This is a genomic window from Streptomyces sp. NPDC056479, from assembly GCF_042795335.1.
Classification (GTDB): domain Bacteria; phylum Actinomycetota; class Actinomycetes; order Streptomycetales; family Streptomycetaceae; genus Streptomyces.
In genome coordinates this window covers 477,482-497,719 of sequence record NZ_JBHTRZ010000001.1, presented here as the reverse complement: position 1 = coordinate 497,719, position 20,238 = coordinate 477,482, and the positions used below count along the sequence as shown (strand labels likewise).

Below are 20,238 nucleotides of genomic sequence, written 5' to 3'. Positions count from 1 at the left end.
GCCGACGGAGCTATGGGGGTGGGGTTTGCAGCTGGGGAGGGCGGGGGGGGAGGGGGCGGGCGGGAGTCGCGTTGTCTCCCCCCTTCTCCCCCCCCCACTACGGCACCCGCTGCCCCTTCCCCAGCGCGATCACCCCGCCCTTGGAGACGGTGTACAGCTCCGCGTCCCGCTCCGGGTTGACGCCGATCGTCGCGCCCGGGGGCACCTCGACGTTCTTGTCGAGCACGGCCCCCCGCACCACCGCGCCCCGTCCTATGCGCACGTTGTCGTGCAGCACCGCGCCCTGCACCACCGCCCCGGGGTCGACCACCACACCCGGCGAGAGCACGGACCGCGTGACCTGTCCGCGGATCAGGCAGCCGGCGCTGATGATGGACTCGCTCGCCATGCCGCCCGCGTTGAAGCGGGCCGGGGAGAGCTGGTTGGAGTGGGTGTAGACGGGCCAGCTGCGGTTGTAGAGGTTGAAGGCCGGGCGCTCGGCGATGAGGTCCATGTGCGCGTCGTAGTACGCGTCCATCGTGCCGACGTCACGCCAGTAGCCCTGGTCGCGGGTGGTCTCGCCGGGGACGTGGTTGGCGCTGAAGTCGTACAGCTGGGCCTCGCCCCGGTCGGTGAGCTGGGGCAGGATCGAACCGCCCATGTCATGCACGGAGTTCTGGTCCTCGGCGTCCCGCTGGAGCGCCTCGACGAGCGCCTTGGTGGTGAAGATGTAGTTGCCCATCGAGGCGAAGACGCACTCGGGGTCGTCCGGCAGACCGGGCGGGTCGGCCGGCTTCTCCAGGAAGCGCTCCACCGTCAGGCCGTCCGAGCCGGGGCTGATCACGCCGAAGGACGACGATTCGACGCGCGGCACGCGTATGCCCGCCACCGTGACGCCCGCGCCGCTCTCGATGTGCTGCGCGAGCATCTGGCGCGGGTCCATGCGGTACACGTGGTCGGCGCCGAACACCGCGACGTACTCGGGCCGTTCGTCGTAGATCAGGTTCAGAGACTGCAGGATCGCGTCCGCGCTGCCCAGGTACCAGCGGGGTCCGAGCCGCTGCTGGGCCGGGACCGGGGTGACGTAGTTGCCGAGCAGGCTGGACATGCGCCAGGTCGTGGTGATGTGGCGGTCCAGGGAATGCGACTTGTACTGCGTGAGGACGCAGATGCGCAGGATGTCGCCGTTGACGAGATTGGAGAGGACGAAGTCCACGAGGCGATACGTTCCGCCGAAGGTGACCGCTGGTTTCGCGCGGTCTGCGGTCAGGGGCATCAGGCGTTTGCCTTCTCCGCCCGCGAGTACGATTCCGAGCACCGAAGGTCCGCCACGACGCATGGCCGCTCCCCTCACCGTGGTTGATCCCAGCCTGCCCCTCAGCAGTGCGCACTAAGCCTGTTTGAGGATCTCCCGGTAGAGCCGCACCGTCCGCCGCGCCACCGCGTCCCAGCCGAACTCCCCCACCGCGCGCTCCCGTCCGGCCTCGCCCATCCGCCGGGCCGTCTCCGGGTCACCGATCACCGAGTCCAGCGCCCGCGCGAGGCCCGCCTCGAACCCGTCGTCCAGCGGGACGAGCAGGCCGGTCTTGCCGTCGTCGACGACCTCGGGAATGCCGCCGACCTGCGAGGCCACCACGGGAGTTCCGCAGGCCATCGCCTCCAGGTTGACGATGCCGAGGGGTTCGTACACCGAAGGGCAGACGAACACGGCGGCGTGCGTGAGAAGTTGGATCACCTCGGGGCGCGGCAGCATCTGCGGGATCCAGTGCACACCCTCGCGGACCCGGCTCAGTTCCTGGTAGAGATCGCGGAACTCCTGGTCGATCTCGGGGGTGTCGGGGGCGCCCGCGCACAGCACGACCTGCGCCGCGGGGTCGATGTCCCGTACCGCGCGCAGCAGATGGGGCACGCCCTTCTGGCGGGTGATGCGGCCGACGAACAGCACATACGGGCGGTCGGCGTCGAGGCCGAAGCGGGCGAGGACGTCGGTGCGGTGGTCGGGCCGGTAGAGGGTGGTGTCGATGCCGTTGTGCACGACGTGGACACGGCCCGGATCCAGCGCCGGGTAGCAGCCGAGGATGTCCTCGCGCATGGCGCCGGAGACGGCGACCACCGCGTCGGCGGTCTCGATCGCGGTGCGCTCGGCCCAGCTGGACAGGGCGTATCCGCCCCCGAGTTGCTCGGCCTTCCAGGGGCGCAGCGGCTCCAGGGAGTGTGCGGTCATCACATGCGGGATGCCGTACTGGAGTTTGCCGAGGTGGCCGGCGAGGTTGGCGTACCAGGTGTGGGAGTGGACGAGTTCGCGGCCTTCGAGGCCGGCGGCCATGGCGAGGTCCACGGAGAAGGTGCGCAGCGCGTCGTTGGCGGTGTCGAGCGCGGACCAGGGGCGGTGGCGCAGGACGCCGACCGCGCGGCCCTCGCCCCAGCAGTGCACCTCGAGGTCGACAAGATCCCGCAACTCCCGGGCGAGGAACTCGACATGGACACCCGCGCCGCCGTACACGTCCGGCGGGTACTCCCGGGTCAGCAGTCCCACTCGCACCCGGAACCCCCTGTCTCAGCGGCTGGTTGCTTTCATGGTCACCCAGATGGGGCGCGCGGGGAAGAGCGCGGGGCTCGTGTGAAGCAACAGTCACCGCACACTCCGCCGCCGGGCACACGGTAGTAGAGGCAGCAGCTGCGGCGCCGGAAGGCGGTTGCGGTGAAGGTGCCGGTACCGGCGAGCAGCGGGTGGGTGAAGAGCTCCGCGGTCAGGGTGCGGGCCCCGGCGGCGGCGTCCGTACGGCCGCCGGCGCGAGCCCACCGGTCGAGTTGGCGGGCCGCGCCCGCGAGCGCGGATCCCGCGTTGCCCCACAGCAGGCCGGCGGCGACGCGGTACCGGGCGCCTAGGACCGCGTTCAGCGGTTCCAGGTGGCCGTGCAGTACGGCGTCCGCGACGGTGGCCGGGTCCGCGGGCAGCGAGCGCACCTCCGCGAGCCACAGGTCGTCCGGGGCGCTGCCGTCGGGGTCCCAGTGCAGCAGACGCGGGGCCAGGTCCGGGATCCGGCCGTAGAGGGCGGCGCAGCCGAGGGTCACCGACCACAGCCGGGCGGCCAGGCCCTGCTGGGCCACGGAGGCGGCGATCCGCAACTCGGGGGCGCGCAGGGTGTCCGCGACCTTGCGGACCCGCAAGCCCAGGTCATCGCCGTGCGCCTCCGACACCGGCTCCGCGTACGCCTGCGCGAGGGTCGCCGAGGGTCGAACGGCTTCTCCCCCTGTGCGTAGTACGAAGAAGCCGCCGAGCGGCCGGAGCGCGGCGAGATCGGGGTCGAGGTCCACGAAGAGCAGTAGTACCAGGGCCTCTCGGGGTCTTCACCTGGGGGTGTCCGTCCGGGGTCACCCGACTTGGGGATGACTTGGCCGTCGTCGTACTCCATCGGCAGTACGACACAGTGCGTGCTCTGGTACGACGACGGGAAGAGCTTTTCGAGGCATCGTGTTGACTATGAAAGCCGACCGATCGCCGCGCCGGGGTCAGCGCCCCCGCCTCACGCAGAGGAGCAGCTCATGAGCGCCCTCGCGTTGTCCGTGCTTCTGTCGCTCGTCTCCGCGGTGGCCTACGCGGGCGGAGCGATCGTGCAGGAGCGTGTCGCGGTGTCGTCCCCGGGTCAGCAGTTCGCGCCGATGCGCCGGCCGGGCTGGTGGGCGGCGGTCGCGCTGAACGGCCTCGGCGGGCTGCTGCACGTGGTGGCGCTGGCTTTCGGTCCGCTGAGTCTGGTGCAGCCGCTGGGCGCGCTGACGATCGTGTTCGCGCTGCCGATGGCGGCGCTCTTCGTGGGTCGCAAAGCCGGCTCGACGGCCTGGCGCGGCGCCATCATGGCGACCGTCGGCCTCGCCGGGCTGCTCTCGCTGGTCGGCACCTCTGAGTCGCAGTCGCTGGACACCGCCGAGCGGGCGGCCGTGGCCCTGGTGACCGGCGCCATCGTCGTGACGCTGATGGTCGCGGGCCGGGCTGCGCACCGGCATCCGGCGGTGCGCAGCATGCTGCTCGCCACCGCGTCCGGCATCGCCTTCGGCATGTCCTCGGTGTTCACGAAGATCGTCGCCGTCGACTGGAACGGCGGCGTGTCCATGGCCGACCTGCCGTCCCTCGCCACGATCGGCGTGTTCGCCACGACCGGGCTGCTGCTGTCCCAGGCCGCCTACCGGGGCGCGGGACTCGCGGCGCCGCTGGCCACGCTGACGGTCGTGAACCCGGTGGTGGCGGCCGCGGTCGGCATAACGATGTTCGGCGAAACCTTCCGCTACGGAACGACCGGCACCGTGCTCGCCCTGGGCTGCGGTGTGGTCGCGGCGGGTGGCCTGATCCTGCTGACGACGGAGCGGATCGCGCGTACGGAGAGCGAGGCCGAGGTTCCGGTCACCGCGCCGGCACCGGCCGAGACCGACCTGGACGCGGTGCCCGCACTGGACGCGATGCCTGCAGCGGAGCTGCTCGGCGGTGTCCCGGAGCAGGTCGCGACGGCGCAGCGCGAGGAGATCCTCGTACCCGATGGGATCGACGGCGTCCTCATACCGGCCCAGGTCGCGCAGGGACCGTACGAGGAAGCGGAGCCGTCGCATCCCGACCACCACGCCTCTCCGACCCTCTACGGCCCCTTCTACGGCGGTCCGTACGTCCCGATCCCGGTCCTCGACCGGCATCGGATGCGCGTCAAATCCTGACGCCGCCGGCCCGGAGGTAGGCCACCGGATCGATGTCGGAACCGAAGCCGGGCCCCGTCCGCACCTCGAAGTGCAGATGCGGGCCCGTGCTGTTGCCCGTGGACCCGGAACGGCCGATGCGCTGCCCGGCACCCACCGACTGCCCGTCCTTCACGGCGATCGCCGAGAGATGGGCGTACTGGCTGTAGCGGCCGTCGGCGTGCCGGACCACCACCTGGTAGCCGAACGAGCCCTCCCACCCGGCGCTCACGACCTGCCCGGCCGCGACGGACTTCACCGACGTGCCGGTCGGCACGGCGAAGTCGACGCCGGTGTGGTAGCCCTTCGACCAGGAGGCGCCCGCCTTGCGGTACGGCGTGCCGGTGGCGGCGCTCACCGGAGCGACCAGCGAGCGACTGCTCGTCGCCTGCTCGTCCCGATCCGAAGATGTCTTCCCGGGGGTGGACTTGGGGGTGGCCTTCGGGGTCGACGCCGGCTCGGTCGTCGTGGCGGTCCTGCCGCGCAGGGCGAGTCGCTGTCCCGGCAGGATCAGGTCGGGGTCCGCCCCGATGGCCTTCCGGTTCGCGGCGTACAGGCCCCGCCAACCGCCCTTGACCTCCTGCGACTCCGCGATCTCCGAGAGGGTGTCGCCGTGGACGACGGTGTACATCTCGGCGGTGCCCGCCCGCGACTGGGGCGTGGTCTGCGGCTGGACGTCCTGGACGGAGGTCTTACCGGTCTTCTTCGGGGTCTTCGTGGTGCCGGCCGGCTGGATGTCGGGGGTGTCCCCGCCCTGAGTCAGCCCGGCCCGCACCGAGCACACCGGCCAGGCACCGGGCCCCTGCCCGTCCAGCACCTTCTCCGCCACGGCTATCTGCTGGTCCTTGGTGGCCAGATCCGCGCGCGCCGCGTACCGGGGGCCGCCGTAGGCCTCCCACGTCGACTGGGCGAACTGCAGTCCGCCGTAGAAGCCGTTGCCGGTGTTGACGTGCCACCTGCTGGTCGACTCGCACGCGGCGACCTTGTTCCAGGTGTCCACGTCGGCCGCGTGCGCGACACCGGTGCCGATGAGGGGGAGCGCCATCCCGGCGCCGCCCGCGGTGACGGTGAGTGAGGCGCGGTTGATCCTGTTCGGCTGGTACCGGCGGTGCCGGCCGCGTACGGCCATGAAGGAGCCCCCCATTGACATGCGTCAGGAGGGGCAAAAGTAAGCGCTGCGAACAGGCCATGACAAGACAGCAAATCAGCCGCCCCTTCACGCCAAGTGGCGCGGAAGGGGCGCACGTTGTCCCACACCCGTGACGACTGAGTGCGCCGGGGCGTTTCGTGCGTATGTGCCTGCGACATCGCGCCACCCGGATGTGCGCTCGGAGTACCGGCACGTCAGGATGGACGAGGGGCAATACTGGCGGGCATGACCGGCACCGCTGTTATATCGAGGTCACTAGGAGCCAACGCATGAGCACTTCGGCGCAGATCGGCGTCACGGGTCTGGCGGTCATGGGCCGCAACCTCGCCCGGAACTTCGCCCGCAACGGCTATGCCGTCGCGGTGCACAACCGGACGCCGGCGCGTACGCGGGCGCTGGTGGAGGAGTTCGGGAGCGAGGGCGACTTCATCCCGGCCGAGACCGCCAAGGAGTTCGTCGCGGCGCTGGAGCGGCCGCGGCGGCTGGTGATCATGGTGAAGGCCGGTGAGCCGACCGACGCGGTGATCCAGGAGTTCGCTCCGCTGCTGGAGCCCGGCGACATGATCATCGACGGTGGCAACGCGCACTTCGCCGACACCCGCCGCCGCGAGCGGGACCTGCGTGAGCAGGGCATCCACTTCGTGGGCATGGGCGTCTCGGGCGGCGAGGAGGGCGCGCTGCACGGGCCGAGCATCATGCCGGGCGGCCCGAAGGAGTCGTACGACTCGCTGGGCCCGATGCTGGAGAAGATCTCCGCGAAGGCGAAGGACGGCGCGCCGTGCGTGACGCACGTCGGTCCGGACGGCGCGGGGCACTTCGTGAAGATGGTGCATAACGGCATCGAGTACGCCGACATGCAGCTCATCGGCGAGGCGTACCAGCTGCTGCGGGACGTCGCCGGGTACGGGCCCGCGCAGATCGCGGAGATCTTCCGGACCTGGAACCAGGGCCGGCTGGACTCCTACCTGATCGAGATCACCGCCGAGGTCCTGTCGCACGTGGACGAGGCGACGGGCAAGCCGTTCGTGGACGTGGTGGTCGACCAGGCCGAGCAGAAGGGCACGGGGCGGTGGACCGTGCAGATCGCGCTCGACCTGGGTGTCCCGGTGTCCGGCATCGCGGAGGCGGTCTTCGCCCGCTCCCTGTCCGGGCACGCGGCGCTGCGCGAGGCCTCGCGCGGGCTGGCCGGTCCGACGGCCACGCCGCTGAGCGAGTCGGAGGCCGCGGCCTTCGCCGACCGGGTGGAGCAGGCGCTGTACGCGTCGAAGATCGTGTCGTACACGCAGGGCTTCCACGAGATCGACGCGGCGCGCGGCGAGTACGACTGGGACATCGACCTGGGCGCCGTCTCCGCGATCTGGCGCGGCGGCTGCATCATCCGCGCGGCCTTCCTGGACCGGATCCGCGCCGCCTACGACGCCCGCGCCGACCTGCCCAGCCTGCTGTCGGACGACACGTTCGCGCAGGAGATCGCGGCCGCCCAGGACGACTGGCGTGAGGTGCTGATCGCCGCGACCCGGCAGGGCGTGCCGACGCCGGGCTTCGCAGCGGCGCTCGCGTACTACGACGCGCTGCGCGCCGAGCGGCTGCCGGCGGCGCTGACGCAGGGGCAGCGGGACTTCTTCGGTGCGCACACCTACCGGCGCACCGACCGGGACGGCTCGTTCCACACGCTGTGGGGCGGGGACCGTTCGGAGGTGTCCGCCTAGGTCGTGTCCGCAAAGTCCCGTCGTCCGCCCGGAGGGCGGGCCCCGCGGCGTCTGGCGAGAGCACGTGCCAGGCGTCGCGGGGCAGGCGGGACTTTGCGGACCCGGCCTAGGACCTTGGCCTGATCCCATCCGCCCCGTGCCCGTTTCTCGATCCGGGCACGGGGCGGACCCCTGTCCGGGTGGGTCCGGACTGCTCCGACTGGCGCCCACGAGTGGTGGGCGTCCGTCCGCCCGCTCAGGCTGACGTACGCCGTGCCCGCCGAAGCCTGTGGTGGCGGGCGGCGCCACGCGGCGTCGTCGACGTCGGCGTGTCGGGAACGTCGGAGAAACGGGATCACATGGCGCAGTGGGGCATCAGAACGGGCTGCCTGCCGTCCGTTCACGGGAGCGGCGCGTCCGTGAGAAGGCGGACGCGGTACGGGCACGCACAGAGACGCAGGCGCGACGCGCGCACCGGGGCGGGGCTGGTCGCGGCGCTGGCCTTTCTGGCCGTGCTCGCCCCGACGCCGAGCGGTGCCGTGGCGGCGCCCTTGAGCGAGCCGAGGCGGGCGGCTCCCCCACGGTTCGTGCCCGGTCCCTGCCCGGACACGCCCGAGCCGATTCCGGGGCGGTGCGGGGTCCTCGAAGTCCCCGAGAACCGCGCCCGGCGCGGCGGGCGGACCATCCGGCTGACCGTCGCGATCATCCCGGCCGCCTCCTCGAGGCGGGCGGCGGACCCGGTGGTGTTCATGACCGGCGGTCCCGGGGGCGATGCGATCGGGGACATTCCCTTCTTGATCGGCTCGGGCGTGAACCGGAACCGCAACCTGATCGTCATGGCCCAGCGCGGAACGCTCCACGCACAGCCGAATCTCGCCTGCCCGGAGATCGACCGCTTCTACGCCGATGCCGTGGGGCTGCGCTACGACGCGCCGTCGACCGGGCGGCTCCTGGTGCGCGCGACCAAGGAGTGCCGGCACCGCCTCACGCGCGTCACGGCCCGCGGAGTGGAGCTGAGCGCCTACAACACCACCGAGAACGCAGCGGACTTCGCCGACCTGCGCAGGGCGCTGCGCATCGACCGGTGGAACGTCTACGGGTACTCGTACGGCACGGACCTGGCCCTCACCTATCTGCGCCGGCACCCCCAGGGTGTTCGCTCGGTCGCGATCGACTCGGTCGTGCCCCCGCAGATCGTCAGCCTGCCGTGGACGTGGGACAGCGCCAGTGAGGGGATCAACACGATCTTCGCGGCGTGTGCGGCACAGCCGCGCTGCAAGAACCGCTACCCGAACCTCCGGCGTGTGCTGACGCAGCAGGTCCGGCGGCTGGAGGCCCGGCCCCTGAGGCTGATGGCGCAGCCGCCGGCGGGCGGCCCCTCGGTGACGGTCGTCCTCGACGGGGGCGCGCTGGTCAATCTGCTGGTCGGCAACGCCGTACCTGCCGTCGATGTCCCCGCGGCGCTCGACGAGCTCGCCCACGGAAACCCGACACGCTTCGCGCGGGCCCGGGCCGCCGGTGCCACGCCCGTCATCGGCGAGTTCGCGCACGGCCTGACGCAGTCGGTGGCCTGCAGCGAGTGGGTGCCGGGCTATTCGCGGGCCGACCTGCTGCGGGCGGGACGCCGGGCCTTCCCCGGGTGGCCGGACTCGGTCCTGGCCCAGGCACCGCAGCTTCCCTTCGAGTACGACGTGTGCCGCGCCTGGAGCGTCCCGGACCGCACCGCCCTCCAGCGGGTGACGACCACCAGCGCGGTGCCCTCGCTCGTGCTCTCCGGAACCTTCGACGCGAAGACCGGGGCGCGCTGGGGCGCCTACGCGGCCCGGACGCTGACCCGGTCGACCACGGTGCGGATTCCCGGAATCGGCCACTGGGTGGTCCCGCAGTCACCCTGCGCACAGCAGGTCCTGGCCTCCTTCCTCGTGCGTCCGCTCGCGCCCGACACCCGCTGTGTGGCGGGACTCGCGCCGAAGCCGTTCACCATCACCCCGACCCCGGAGACCGCATGATGTCCGACCGTTCGTCCCACCACCCGCGCACCGCAAGACGGCTCCCGGCCACGCTGGCCGCAGCCACCGCCGGCCTCCTCGTCGCCGGGCTCGCCGCCGCACCCGCCCGTGCCGATGACGACTCCGGAGCACCGGTCGGCACGGTCGCCCGCACCGTGGGCCACGCCCGCTTCGTGCCCGGCCCCTGCCCGAGGACCGCGGACCCGATCCCCGCGCTGGAAAGGGCCTACTGCGGCACGCTCACCGTGCCCGAGAACCGCTCCCGTCCCACGGGGCGGAAGATCACCCTCGGAGTCGCGATCGTGCGGGCCGCCACCAGCCGACGGGCGTCCGACCCGATCGTCTGGTTCGCCGGCGGACCAGGGGACGACGCCGTCTCCGAGGCCCAGCTGGCGATCGACGGCGGACTGAACCGCGACCGGGACGTGATCTTCATGTCCCAGCGCGGTACCTACTCGGCCGACCCGGCGCTGACCTGCCCGAACATCGACGAGTTCAACGCCCGCTCGCTCGGCCTGGTCTACGGCGCCCCGTCCACCGGACGGCTGCACGTCCAGGCGACGCGGACCTGCCGCGATCAACTGGCACGCCGCGGGGCCGACCTCCCCGCCTACAACACCGCCGAGAGCGCCGCCGACTACGCCGACCTGCGCCTCGCGCTGGGCATCCGTTGGTGGAACGTGTTCGGCATCTCCTACGGCACCGACCTCGCTCTGACCTACATGCGCAAGTTCCCGCAGGGCATCCGGTCGGTCGGCATCGACGGTGTCCTGCCGCCGTCCCTGGCCGGGGCGAGCCTGACCTGGAGCGCCGCCCGCCAGGGCTTCGACGGTCTGTTCAGGGCCTGCGCGCGGCAGCCCTCCTGCAACCGCCGCTACCCGAATCTGCAGAGCACCTTCGAGCGGCTCGTGCGCCGGCTCGAAGCCCGCCCGATCAGCACCACCGTCACGGTCCCGGGCCGCCCGACGCCGGTGAGGGTCGTGCTGGACGGCGGAGTCCTGGTGAACTGGCTGACCTCCGCCACCCACGTGGCGGCCGGGGTACCCCGCTCCATCGACGAGCTGGCCCACGGCAACCCGCAGCGGATCGCCCAGCAGTGGGCGGGCGGAAAGCTCAGCCCCCAGGCCATCGGCAGACTCGCCCACGGTCTCGCCTACGGCGTCTTCTGCAGCGAGTGGACACCGTACGAGAGCGAGGCCGACGTGATCCGGGCGGGGCGGCGCGCGTTCCCTTCGTTCCCCCGCTCGGTCCTGGCCAACGCCCCGCAGCTCCCGTTCCTGCACGCGGACTGCCGTGCCTGGCGCGTCCCCCCGGCCCCGCGCTCGATCAGGAACGTGACGTACAGCAACATCCCGACGCTCGTCATGTCAGCCGGGTTCGACGCCCAGACCGGCGCGAGCAACGGGGCCTACGCCGCGCGGACGCTGAGCCGGTCCATCGCCGTCACGGTTCCCTACGTCGCTCATGTCGCCTTCGCCGAGTCGCCGTGCGCGCGAGCGATCACCGTCTCGTTCTTCAACTCCCCGAGCTCGCCGAACAGGTCGTGCCTCGCAGGCGTCCAGCCGCCCCGGTTCGAGATCGCGCCGTAGCGCGCTCAGGTGAGCGGCGGCCCGGGCTCGGGGCTCGGCACCGGCTCCGGTCCCGGCGGAATCGGTGACGGGGAGGGCCCGGGGGGCGGGGGCGCCGGCGGAGGCGGTGTCGGGCCCGGGCCCGGCGGAGGCCCTGGGGTCGGGGGCGGACCCGGGGTCGGTCCGGGTGCCGGTGGTCCCGGTGCGGGCGGCTCGGGAGCCGGCGAGGGCTCCGGGGGCGGGACCGGGTGTGGCTCAGGGTGCGGCGGCTCCGGGGGCGGCGGCTCCGGGCTCGGTGTCGGTCCCGGATGGACCGGGTCCGGAAACGGGTTGGTCATGGTGTCCTCCAGCCAGTCCGTGGCATCGGCTCTGGACTACTCCCCCGCGTACCCGATGGCCGCGCCACCAGTCACTCACCCGTGCCACTGCGGGCGTCCAAGTGGGCCCTTCGGAGACGGCCCTGGCCGGCCACAACCTCGCCGGAACCTCCCCCGCGACAAACCGCCCTCCGTCAGAACCGCTCGGGGTGCTCCCGCAGCCAGTCCATCGCCGCCTCCAGCAGCTCGGGATCGGCGGCCGGGGCCTCGTCGGGGTGCCGCTCCGCCCACTTCACGACATACGGGCACAGCGGAGCCACGACGACTCCCTCACGCGCCGCCATGCCGTACAGCTCACGTGCCAGGGAGCCCGCGATGCCCTTCCCCTCGTGGGCCGGCTTCACGATGGTGTGGACGGGGACGAGGGCGCGCGCCGGAGATTCGAGGACGAAGTACTCGATGTGGCCGGTGACTTCGTCGCCCTGGAAGGCCTCCAGGCGGCCCGCCGCCCGGTCGTCGCGGATCTCGATGTCGCTCATGGCTCGCTCCCTGGTCCGTCTTCCGTCTGGGTCGAGCGCGGCGATCAGGCCACCGGCACGGCCTGTGGGCTGCGCTCCTGGTCCGAACCCGGCACGGGCTCGGACGGGTCGGCGCCCAGGGCCACGATCCGGTTGGCACCGTCCACGTGCACGACCCGCGGCTCGAACTCCCGCGCCTCGGCGTCGGTCATCTGAGCGTAGCTGATGATGATCACGAGGTCGCCGGGGTGCACGAGGTGGGCGGCGGCCCCGTTGATCCCGACGACTCCGGAGCCCCGCTCGCCCTCGATGACGTAGGTCTCCAGACGGGCGCCGTTGGTGATGTCGACGATGTGCACGAGCTCGCCGGGCAGCAGATCTGCGGCGTCGAGCAGATCGGCGTCGATGGTCACCGATCCCACGTAGTGCAGGTCGGCCTGGGTGACCGTGGCGCGATGGATCTTGGACTTGAATAGAGTACGCAGCATCTGGGGCGCTCCTGCAGTTCGGCTCCCTGCCTGCTCTTGCAGGTCAAGGGCGGTTTTTCACCCTACATCGGCTGACTCGGTTTCCTGATCCTGTGCCAGGTGGACGTGGAGACGTCCCGGGGGCACTGTCCAGGTCAACAGGCGGGATAAGGGTACGCAACGGTGCTCCGGACCGCACTGAGAGCCCGGTCACGTGACGATGGCGTGCCAAAGGGTGCGGACGCGATGCCAGGCGAGACCGCCGGCTACGCCTCGCCCGCAACGCGCACACGGATATGCGCACGTTGCGGGCCACGGCACCGGCCGCGCGCGAGCGGACAGCGCGCAGACTGCCGCTGAAGCAGCAGGGCCGCGGGACTGATCAGACTCAGCCGCCGCTCTTACGCCTGAACGACCGCTGGCTCGCAGCCGGGCCGTGCGCCGCACGCACCTTCGACGCATCCGGGTTGGCGGCAACATCGGCCGCGTCCGCCTGCGCACCGCGCTTGCGCGCCAGGGCTTCACGGAACTTGCGCTTGAGGTCGTAGTTGCCGTCGCTGTCCGGCGCCACAGGGGACGTCTCGGGGGCAGGCGACTCCGAACCTTCCGTAGCTGCGGGCTCTGCGGTCATGGTGACCTCCTGGGTTCGGGAGTGGGCCAGCACAGCTTGTCATGCCGGGCGCAGTGCGGGACGCCGGCAACATCACAGGGCAACGGCTCTCAGCCGTTGCGACGCACGAGTGCGGCTTTGCGGGCCTCGGCCAGCTTGCGGGCCTCCCCGGCCTTTCGGGACTTGCCGCCGGCGCCTCGGGAGGTGTCCTTGCTGGTGCCGAGGCCGCGGAAAGGAGCGTTGCTGTTCTTGGGCCGGGGAACGGCGGGCCCGCCGTCGAGCGGGGTGCCGGAGGGAGCCTTGGCGCCGGTGATCCGGCTCAGTTCCGCCTCGCCCGAGCGCACCTTGGTGACGGTCGGCTCGATGCCGGCCCCGGCCATCATGCGGCTCGTCTCGCGGCGCTGGCCCGCCAGCACGAGCGTGACCACGCTGCCGGACTCACCGGCGCGGGCGGTGCGGCCGGCCCGGTGCACGTAGTCCTTGGGGTCGGTGGGCGGGTCGACGTTGACCACGAGATCGAGGTCGTCGACGTGCAGGCCACGGGCCGCGACATTGGTCGCCACCAGAACGGTGATCTGGCCGTTCTTGAACTGCGCCAGGGTCCGGGTGCGCTGCGGCTGGGACTTGCCGCTGTGCAGGGCCCCGGCGTGCACCCCGCTGGCCCGCAGATGCCGGGTGAGCAGGTCGACGGCGTGCTTGGTGTCGAGGAACAGCAGTACGCGGCCGTCGCGGGCGGCGATCTCCGTGGTGACGGCGTAGCGGTCAGGGCCGTGGACGACCAGAACGTGGTGCTCCATCGTCGAGACGGTGCCCGCGGACGGGTCGACCGAGTGGACGACGGGGTCGCGGAGGTAGCGGCGGACCAGCTGATCGACGTCGCGATCGAGAGTGGCCGAGAAGAGCATCCGCTGACCGTCGGGGTGCACCTGGTCGAGCACGTCGGCAACCTGCGGCAGAAATCCCAAGTCGCACATCTGGTCGGCCTCGTCCAGCACGGTGATCCTCACCCGTCCCAGGCGGCAGGCGTTGCGCTCGATCAGGTCGTGCAGGCGTCCGGGGGTGGCGACGACCACCTCGGCTCCCTGGCGCAGCGCGCCGACCTGTCGGCCGATCGACATGCCGCCGACGACCGTGGCCATCCGCAGCCGCAGTGCCTCGGCGTACGGCGTCAGCTCCTGGGTGACCTGTTGGGCCAGCTCCCGGGTGGGCACAAGGATCAGAGCGAGGGGCTGCTTCGGTTCGGCGCGCCGCCCGGCCGTACGTGTCAGCAGCGGCAGGCCGAAGGCGAGCGTCTTGCCCGATCCGGTGCGCCCGCGGCCCAGGACGTCGCGCCCCTCCAGGGCATCAGGCAATGTGGCGGCCTGGATCGGAAAGGGTTCGCGCACCCCTAGTCCGCTCAGTGTCCGCAGCACCTCCACCGGCAGTTTCAAGCCGGCGAAGGAGACGGCCGGGGGCAGCGCCGGAGTCGTGGCCTCGGACGGGGCGGGACCGCCGTGAGCGATGGCGGCGTGGTCGGGGTGCTTCATGAACAGCCTTCCGCAGGGGGACATTCCGAGGAAGGCCCGGCAGGGTTGAACAGCCCACGCACAAGCGGAACCGAACCGGCAGAATCGCCCACCGCGACGACCACGCAAACGCGTCACACTAACACAAGGCATCACATCGCGCCGGTACCGATCGCCCCCCACAACGATCACCCGACGCAGCCCGACGGTCCGTCGCCGGTCGATCGTCCGTGCGGTCGCCGCTCACGGCAGCGTCCAGAACCGGACCGTGACGAGGTAGAAGACGACGGCCCAGAAGGCCATGGCCACAGCGACGACAGCGAGGCCACGGAGGTTGGCTCTTGCCGCCCGTTGCTTCGAGGGCGGGCGCAGCCAACGCCCGAGCAGGGGGTTCACGTAGTAGGGCATGGTCAGGAAGCTCATGATGAAACTCGACAGCAGGTTGCCGACGAGCAGGCCGATCCAGAGCGGCATCCCCAGCGGCGACAGAGCAAGCGTCAGCAGCACGACGGTCGGGTACAGGCCGACCCAGATGGCGAGGGAGGTCCTGGTCTCGGAGGGCGGCGGCGGTGTCTCCTTGCCGTTGCCCTCGAAGGCGAACCAGCTGCCGAACGAATTGTCGATGGTGTGCAGCTTGAATTCGCTGAACTTCTCGCCCTCGGCCAGGACCTCCTGCCGTTGGGGCGACGTCAGCCAGGCGTCGAGGTGCTCGGCGCTGTCGTAGCGGTACAGCGTGGTCCATTCCTCCTGAAGCCCCTCGATGGGGCGGAAGAGCTCGGTCCCGCGAAACCCGTCGAACTTGCTCTCCTCCTGGATCATGTGGTGCTGCCAGTCGAGGAAGTCGTCGACCTGGTTCGGCGGGACGCGGTGGGTGACCACCACGGTGACCAGCGGATCCAGTGACTGGGTGCCGCTGCTGACCACCTGCTGGGTCGCCGGACCGTCGAAGTACTTGGCGCCGGCGTCGAGATAGGTCTGTCTGGTCCCGCTGTTGATCCACGCCTGCAGATGCGCGACCGAGTCGAACCGGTACACGACGACCCAATCGGGTTGCACCGCTGTCGGCGGAGAGATCTCGGCGCCGAGGAAACCGGGATAGTAGGCGGCTGCCGCGTTGAGGTCCTCCTGCCACGACTCGTACTCCCGTTCCAAGTCGGGCAGGACCTTCTGACCGATGATCGCCGTCGCCGCGGCGGCCACGTTCTTTTCGGTGTTCATGGGGCTCGACCTGTCGACAGCGACTGCTCCGCGGGGAGCCGGCCGTAAATGCGTTCCGGAGTCAGCGGCAGCGCCCGGTAGCGGACCCCCGTGGCGTCATGCACCGCGTTCGCGAGCGCGGGGGCCACCGGGTTGATACAGCACTCCGCCATTCCCTTCGCCCGCATGGGCCCCACCGAATCGGTCGAGCCCACCAGGAGGACCTCGGTGCGGGGGACGTCGGCGTAGGCGGGGATGCGGTAGTTCCGAAGGTTCGGGTTGACCATGACGCCGCTGTCGTCGACGTGATGGTTCTCGGTCAGCGCAAAGCCGATTCCCTGGGCTACACCGCCCTCTATCTGTCCCCGGACCTGCGCCGGGTTGATGATCACCCCGGCGTCCGCCGCATGCACGCTGTGCAGGATCCGTATCTCACCCGTCACGCGATGCACGGCGACCCGGAACCCCTGCGTATTGGAGGTGACGCTCCGGGGGGAGCCGTACGCCTTGCGCGCGGCGGTGAAACGGATTCCACGCGTCCGGGCCAGCGCGACGAGTTCGGCCAGCGACACCCGCCGGTCCTCGCAGACGACACCGTCGTCGTCCATCGTGCACATCACGACATGTACGCCCGTGTGCGCCGCGGCGAAGTGCAGGATGCGGTCGCGCACGGCACTGGCCGCCCGCAGCACCGCGTTGCCCGCCACGAAGAGGCCCGCGCTCGCGAAGGCACCGGTGTCGAATCCCGTGCGGTCGGTGTCGGACTGCACCAGACGGATCCGCGAGGGCGTCGTGCCGAGCTGGTCGGCTGCGATCTGGACATGGGCCGTGGAGGTTCCCTCCCCGAACTCGCAGGTTCCGACGGCCAGTTCGTAGATGAGGTCGTCGCCGAGGGTGACCCAGGCCTCGGAGAGGTGTTCGGTCGGGGGCGCGGTCTCGTGCAGGGAACTCGCCACGCCCGCTCCGACGAGCCACTCGGGGCCGGGAGGCGGCCGGTCGGCCGAGCGGGCGAGGGCGTCGTGGACCAGGTCCATGCACTTGGCGAGACCGTCCTCGGTGAAGATCACGTCGTCGGGGCCGTCATGCAGGGCGACCAGGGGCTCGCCCGGCCGCACGATGTTGCGCCGTCGTAGTTCCACCGGGTCGATGTGCAGGGCGCGGGCCAGTTCGTCCATCGCCGACTCCACGGCGAACGCCGGCTGTGTCATCCCGTAGCCTCGCAGCGCCCCGCTCGGCACGGTGTTCGTGTAGACGGAGCACGCGTCGTACTTCTTGTTGGGGCAGCGATAGATCATGACGGCGGCTCCGCCCGCGTACAGCGTTTCGCCGCCGTGATTGCCGTAGGCCCCGGTGTTCGACACGTTGCGCACCTGGAGGGCGGTGAGCGTTCCGTCGGCCTTCGCGCCGAGCTTGACCGTCAGGGTCATCGGATGCCGCGGCGAGGCCGTGCTGAACTCCTCCTCACGGGTGTACTCGAGACAGGTGGGCCGCCGGGTGTCCAGGGTGGCGAGCGCGACCAGGTCCTCGGCGATCACCTCCTGCTTTCCGCCGAATCCGCCGCCGACGCGCTTGCAGAACACCCTCAGCTGGTCCGGGCGCAGCGCGAACAGGTACTCCAGCTTGACCTTCGCGATCGACGGTGACTGCGAACTGGTGCGGACGTTCAGCCGGCCGTCCTCCATCCAGGCGAGGGAACCGTGCGTCTCCAGATGCGCGTGCTGCACCCGCGGTGAGAAGTAGGTGCCTTCGTGGATCACGTCGGCCGCGGCGAATCCCGCCTCGACGTCGCCGATGTGCGAGTGGAGTTCGAGCAGGATGTTGTGGGCGGGGTCGCGGACGAACGGATCGTGCGAGCCATGCAGTTGGGGTGCGCCGTCGGCCATCGCGGCCTCGGGCTCGAACACCGCCGGCAGCACCTCGTACTCGACCGTGAGACGCCGGCAGCCCTCCTCGGCCGCCCCGACCGTGTCGGCCAGGACCGCGGCGACGCGCTGGCCGGCGAAGCGCACCGTGTCGTCGAGGATGTACGTGTCGTCCGGGTCGACCAGGTGGTCGGTGTGGATCGCCGTGGTGAAGCGTCTGCTGGGCACGTCCTCCCAGGTGTAGACCCGGTGCACGCCGGGCACCGCGAGGGCGGCGCTCTTGTCGATCGAGAGGATCCGCGCGTGCGCGTGGGGTGAGTGCAGCACCTTGAGGTGCAGCAGGCCCTCGATCCGTGTGTCCATGGTGAACTCGGCGTGACCTGTGACCACGTCGTGCCCCGCCGGCGCCCCGACGCTCGTACCGACGGCCTTGCCGGGTGCCGCCGTCTCCACCGCGCCGACGCCCTTCACGGCGTCCTCGATCGCCCGGTATCCGGTGCAGCGGCAGAGGTTGCCCTTCAACGCCCGTGGCAGGTCCGCCTTCTGCTCCTCGGTGAAGGTCGCCGAGGTCATGATCATCCCTGCGGTGCAGAAACCGCACTGGAATCCCGGAGCGTCCTCGAACTGCCGCTGCATGGGGTGCGGGGCGCCGGGCCGTCCGAGGCCCTCGATCGTGGTCACTTCACGGCCGTCCGCGCGAAACGCGGGGGTGATGCAGCTGTGTACCGGTGTGCCGTCCAGCCACACCGTGCAGGCGCCGCAGTCGCCGGCATCGCAGCCCTTCTTGACGCCGAAGTGACCGAGTTCGCGCAGGAAGGTGCGCAGACATTGGCCGGGGGCCGGTTCCCGGTCGAATTCCCTGCCGTTCACGGTGTAGCTCATGTCAGGTCCCCAGCCGTGAGCTCGCGGCAGATCTCTTCGGCGAAGTGCCGTGTCAGATGCCGGCGGTGGTCGGGGGTTCCGTTGGGATCGGCGTACCAGACGTCGGCCGGCAGGGAGTCGATGCTCTGGCGCAGGGTCCGGACATCGGGCGGGGAGTCGAAGGCGATGCGGATCGGCCGCGTGGTACCGGCTGTGACGGTGAGCAGCAGGTCACTCGCTCCCGGCCGTTGGGTGCCGACGAGGAACACCGTCGAACGGCCGAGCCGGGTCAGCGTGAAGCGACGGTGCGCGGTGCGTTTGCGCAGCGCGTGCTGCGGAACGGTGATGCGCCGAAGGACCTCCCCGGGGGCGAGAACGTTGCGGTGGTCGCCTGTGACGAAATCGAGGGCGTCGACGAGGCGCACGGAGCCATCGGGCGCCCACAGTTCGTACTGCGCCTCCAATGCGACCGTCAACGTGATCATCGGGCCGGCGGGCAAGGACATGCAGATGTTCCCGCCGACGGTCGCCGCGTTCCAGACCTTGAACGAGGACAGGAATGCCTCACAGCTCTTCCGGAAAAGAGTTCCGGCGGTCCAGCCCTCCGGACATGGGAAGGCGTACAGGTCGCGAATGGTGCAGGTGGCGCTGATCTCCAGGCCTTTGTCCGTCGGGACAAGGGGCTCCCAGCGCAACGCCGTCAGGTCGATCAGCCGTCGCAGGTCCGGCTGTTCCGTGGAATAGAGCCATGTTCCGCCCGCGAGCCAGGCGTCACCCTCGTGCCAGTCCAGGCCCGGCCGCTCGGACGGTCGCCTGATCACTCCGGTGATGGTGTTGAGGTCCATGAAACCGGCCTACGGGAGAACGGACATGCGGCAAGGCAATGTCCACAGGCACTGTTGGAGTAGATTCCTGCCGATCCAGCAGGTATTGGCCGCCATCCCGCTCCATGAGCGGCGGCTGAGCCGCGAGGGACCGGCGGGCCCAGAAGCCTTTGTCGCAGTTTATCGCAGTATGTGGACGAGGGCCCGGCCGAGGACGGGTGCCGAGGCCGAACAGGGAGACATCATCACGATGATCACAAGCCACAAGGGCTCCACGGCGCACTCCTGGCTCTCCGAGCGCCGTCGAGCGGGAGTGAGCAGCCTCGTCGCGCTCGGTGTGGCAGTGATCTTCGTGCTCGTGGCGGTCCTCGACGACGGCACGACACCGTTCTCGGGGGCGGACGCGGGTGTGATGGTGCTGTTCGCCTACCTCTTCACCTATCTCGCGCTCACGGTGCCCGCCTTCTCGACCGCCTCCGACGAGCGGATCCGCAACTGGGCCGAGCGCAGCGACCGGGGCACGGTGATGCAGCGCTATGTGTTCGGGACCGCGCCCGGCCCCGGGGTGTCGCTCTTCATCGCGACGGCCGCGCTCGTGGTGGCCGTCGTGTGGCGCCCCGGTCATCTCGGCTCGCAATTCCCCGTCCAGCCCCGGGTGCTGGCGGCGCTCGCCCTCGTCGTCATGGCGTGGGCCTGCGTCTGCGTGTCCTTCGCGGTCACCTTCCAGGCCGACAACCTGCTGGAGAACGAGGAGGGTCTGGACTTTCCCGGCGAACGGTCCGCCGCCTGGGCCGACTACGTGTATTTCGCCCTGTCGGTCATGACGACCTTCGGCACCACGGACGTTTCGGTGACCACCCGCGAGATGCGCCGAACCGTGGCCGCCAACTCCGCCATCGCCTTCGTCTTCAACACCGTGACGGTGGCGAGTCTGGTGGGTGCCCTGGACAGCGGCTGACCG

16 protein-coding genes are annotated in these 20,238 nt (G+C 70.8%); 5 read left to right on the top strand and 11 right to left on the bottom strand.

The features are described 5' to 3' along the window. Nucleotides 1-97 precede the first annotated feature (97 nt). From glgC to ACFQ6S_RS02180, 3 genes are read right to left on the bottom strand one after another with little or no spacing between them, the layout of a single operon-like run. Entirely contained in the window at nt 98-1,318 is a 1,221-nt protein-coding gene (gene glgC / locus ACFQ6S_RS02190; protein WP_383402120.1) for a glucose-1-phosphate adenylyltransferase, read from the bottom strand. Nucleotides 1,319-1,369: 51 nt separating this feature from the next. After that, entirely contained in the window at nt 1,370-2,521 is a 1,152-nt protein-coding gene (gene glgA, locus ACFQ6S_RS02185) for a glycogen synthase (protein WP_383402117.1), read from the bottom strand. A gap of 38 nt (nt 2,522-2,559) precedes the next feature. Beyond that, entirely contained in the window at nt 2,560-3,315 is a 756-nt protein-coding gene (locus ACFQ6S_RS02180) for a (2Fe-2S)-binding protein (protein WP_383404274.1), read from the bottom strand. Nucleotides 3,316-3,525: 210 nt separating this feature from the next. Here ACFQ6S_RS02180 and ACFQ6S_RS02175 point away from each other — a divergent pair, with 210 nt between their 5' ends. Next, on the top strand, nt 3,526-4,683 hold the full coding sequence (locus ACFQ6S_RS02175; protein WP_383402114.1) for a DMT family transporter: 1,158 nt from the start codon (nt 3,526-3,528) through the stop codon (nt 4,681-4,683). On the opposite strand, the gene ACFQ6S_RS02170 is transcribed toward ACFQ6S_RS02175, so the two are convergent. Next, complete coding sequence (locus tag ACFQ6S_RS02170) at nt 4,673-5,830, bottom strand: peptidoglycan DD-metalloendopeptidase family protein (RefSeq protein WP_383402111.1); 1,158 nt, start codon at nt 5,828-5,830, stop codon at nt 4,673-4,675. The genes ACFQ6S_RS02175 and ACFQ6S_RS02170 overlap by 11 nt on opposite strands. 290 nt (nt 5,831-6,120) lie before the next feature. Between ACFQ6S_RS02170 and gndA the strand changes: the two genes are divergently transcribed. The 3 genes from gndA (at nt 6,121) to ACFQ6S_RS02155 (ending at nt 11,137) form a co-directional block, all read left to right on the top strand. Then, the gene (gndA, locus tag ACFQ6S_RS02165) at nt 6,121-7,560 is read left to right on the top strand and encodes an NADP-dependent phosphogluconate dehydrogenase (protein ID WP_383402108.1); all 1,440 of its coding nucleotides are present in this window, start codon (nt 6,121-6,123) and stop codon (nt 7,558-7,560) included. A 728-nt stretch (nt 7,561-8,288) separates the two neighbouring features. Then, entirely contained in the window at nt 8,289-9,548 is a 1,260-nt protein-coding gene (locus tag ACFQ6S_RS02160) for an alpha/beta fold hydrolase (protein WP_383404272.1), read from the top strand. Next, nucleotides 9,545-11,137 (top strand): alpha/beta fold hydrolase, encoded by a 1,593-nt coding sequence (locus ACFQ6S_RS02155; protein WP_383402105.1) that lies wholly within the window; start codon nt 9,545-9,547, stop codon nt 11,135-11,137. Before ACFQ6S_RS02160 ends, ACFQ6S_RS02155 begins: the two co-directional genes overlap by 4 nt. 490 nt (nt 11,138-11,627) lie before the next feature. Here ACFQ6S_RS02155 and ACFQ6S_RS02150 read toward each other — a convergent pair whose 3' ends face one another. From ACFQ6S_RS02150 to ACFQ6S_RS02120, 7 genes are all read right to left on the bottom strand, one after another. Further along, nucleotides 11,628-11,972: a GNAT family N-acetyltransferase gene (locus tag ACFQ6S_RS02150; RefSeq protein WP_383402102.1), complete on the bottom strand. Its 345-nt coding sequence runs from the start codon at nt 11,970-11,972 to the stop codon at nt 11,628-11,630. 44 nt (nt 11,973-12,016) lie between these two features. Beyond that, nucleotides 12,017-12,439, bottom strand: a complete 423-nt coding sequence (gene panD / locus ACFQ6S_RS02145) for an aspartate 1-decarboxylase (RefSeq protein ID WP_147998616.1) — start codon at nt 12,437-12,439, stop codon at nt 12,017-12,019. Nucleotides 12,440-12,806: 367 nt separating this feature from the next. Further along, the gene (locus tag ACFQ6S_RS02140) at nt 12,807-13,049 is read right to left on the bottom strand and encodes a DUF5302 domain-containing protein (protein WP_383402098.1); all 243 of its coding nucleotides are present in this window, start codon (nt 13,047-13,049) and stop codon (nt 12,807-12,809) included. Between the two features lie 89 nt (nt 13,050-13,138). Continuing rightward, nucleotides 13,139-14,554 (bottom strand): DEAD/DEAH box helicase, encoded by a 1,416-nt coding sequence (locus tag ACFQ6S_RS02135; protein WP_383402095.1) that lies wholly within the window; start codon nt 14,552-14,554, stop codon nt 13,139-13,141. A gap of 222 nt (nt 14,555-14,776) precedes the next feature. Then, entirely contained in the window at nt 14,777-15,751 is a 975-nt protein-coding gene (locus tag ACFQ6S_RS02130; RefSeq protein WP_383402092.1) for an antibiotic biosynthesis monooxygenase, read from the bottom strand. Further along, complete coding sequence (locus ACFQ6S_RS02125) at nt 15,748-18,474, bottom strand: molybdopterin-dependent oxidoreductase (protein WP_383402089.1); 2,727 nt, start codon at nt 18,472-18,474, stop codon at nt 15,748-15,750. The genes ACFQ6S_RS02130 and ACFQ6S_RS02125 overlap by 4 nt, the downstream gene beginning before the upstream one ends. After that, complete coding sequence (locus ACFQ6S_RS02120) at nt 18,471-19,298, bottom strand: FAD binding domain-containing protein (protein ID WP_383402087.1); 828 nt, start codon at nt 19,296-19,298, stop codon at nt 18,471-18,473. Before ACFQ6S_RS02120 ends, ACFQ6S_RS02125 begins: the two co-directional genes overlap by 4 nt. A 229-nt stretch (nt 19,299-19,527) precedes the next feature. Between ACFQ6S_RS02120 and ACFQ6S_RS02115 the strand changes: the two genes are divergently transcribed. Then, nucleotides 19,528-20,235, top strand: a complete 708-nt coding sequence (locus ACFQ6S_RS02115) for a DUF1345 domain-containing protein (RefSeq protein WP_383402084.1) — start codon at nt 19,528-19,530, stop codon at nt 20,233-20,235. Nucleotides 20,236-20,238: the final 3 nt, after the last annotated feature.